The 1380-nt window shown below is 34.9% G+C and carries 2 protein-coding genes; both read left to right on the top strand.

Going from position 1 to position 1380, the window contains the following annotated elements; translation table 11 throughout:
* Window positions 1–42 precede the first annotated feature (42 nt).
* Window positions 43–471, top strand: a complete 429-nt coding sequence (locus HXZ69_RS15175) for a helix-turn-helix domain-containing protein (RefSeq protein ID WP_286496462.1) — start codon at window positions 43–45, stop codon at window positions 469–471.
* Window positions 472–485: 14 nt separating this feature from the next.
* Window positions 486–1331: an IS3 family transposase gene (locus HXZ69_RS15170; protein ID WP_286496461.1), complete on the top strand. Its 846-nt coding sequence runs from the start codon at window positions 486–488 to the stop codon at window positions 1329–1331.
* Window positions 1332–1380: the final 49 nt, after the last annotated feature.

Genomic DNA, 1380 nt, shown 5'->3' with positions numbered 1-1380 from the left:
TGTCCCGTCCTGAAATAGCGATACAAAAAAGAAATCGTTATTATGGAAGAAAGAAGCAATTATGTAAAACGTACTCAGCGAGATTACAGTATGTCTTTTAAGTTGAGTGTTGTAAAAGAAATCGAGTGTGGGGAGTTATCTACTGTGGGTGCTTGCCGTAAGTATGGCATCCAATCTCGAAGTACAGTTATGAGTTGGCTCAGAAAATTTGGTACCTTTGATTGGGAGAACCAAACACCCTCGAATATGCCAAAGTCACCAGAACAAAAGATCATGGAGCTTGAAGCCCAAGTAAAGCTTTTGCAAAAGCAGAAGGCTTTCCTTGAGAAACAAGCTTATGTGGCTGATAAAAAAGCCATTATTTTCGATATGATGATTAACCTTGCCGAAGAGGAATATCAAATTGATATACGAAAAAACTCACCACCCGAACTATCGAATCTTTCCGAAGGGAACAAAAAGAAACCATAAGTTTCTCCTGTGAATTGTTCGGGGTTGACCGACAGGTTTATTATCGTCATTTGAAACGAAGAGCAAAGCGGCAACAAAATGCACAGCAGGTTGTGGATTGGGTAGCAGAGCTGCGAATGATTCATCCAAAAATGGGTGGAAAGAAACTGTATTTTCTTTTGAAAGAGAAACTTGAAAATTTAAGAATTGGCAGAGACAAATTCTTTGACTTCTTAAGGGCTAACCATTTGTTAATCATTCCTAAAAGAAGTTATCACAAAACTACCAATTCGTATCATCGTTTTAAAAAACATAAAAATTTGATTAAAGATTATCAATGCAGAAAACCAAATAATGTTTGGGTATCAGACATAACTTACTTGGGAAACAGAGAAAACCCAGCCTATTTAAGCTTGATAACCGATGCTTATTCTAAGAAAATCGTAGGCTTTGATGTGTCGGATTCTTTGGCAACGGAATCTTGTTTAAATGCTCTAAAAATGGCATTGAAAAAAGAAAACCCGAAGAGTCTTATTCATCACTCAGACAGAGGTTTACAATATTGTTCCGATGATTATCAAAAGCTATTGAAAAAGCATAAAATCCGTTGTAGTATGACACAAGAATCAGATCCTTATGAGAATGCCATAGCCGAAAGAATCAATGGAATTTTAAAACAGGAATATGATATTGATAAATTTAATGTAGATTTGAATACAAGAAAGATTTTGGTCAAACAAACCGTAGAGATTTATAATGAGTTAAGACCGCATTTGTCAAACTATTATTTAACGCCGATGCAAATGCACCAACAACAAGAATTAATACCAAAATCGTACAAAAAGAAAAACAGTACAAATACGAATATATGTACTGTTTAAAATAAAATTTTATTGGTCTAATCCTGTATCATTTTTTCAGGACGTTACA

The sequence above is a fragment of the Empedobacter sp. R132-2 genome (assembly GCF_030324375.1).
Classification (GTDB): domain Bacteria; phylum Bacteroidota; class Bacteroidia; order Flavobacteriales; family Weeksellaceae; genus Empedobacter; species Empedobacter falsenii_B.
This window is presented reverse-complemented; position numbering and strand designations above follow the sequence as displayed.

Coding starts and splice junctions, on each gene's coding strand:
- HXZ69_RS15175 (WP_286496462.1), top strand. CDS start 43: ATGGAAGAAAGAAGCAATTATGTAAAACGTACTCAGCGAGATTACAGT.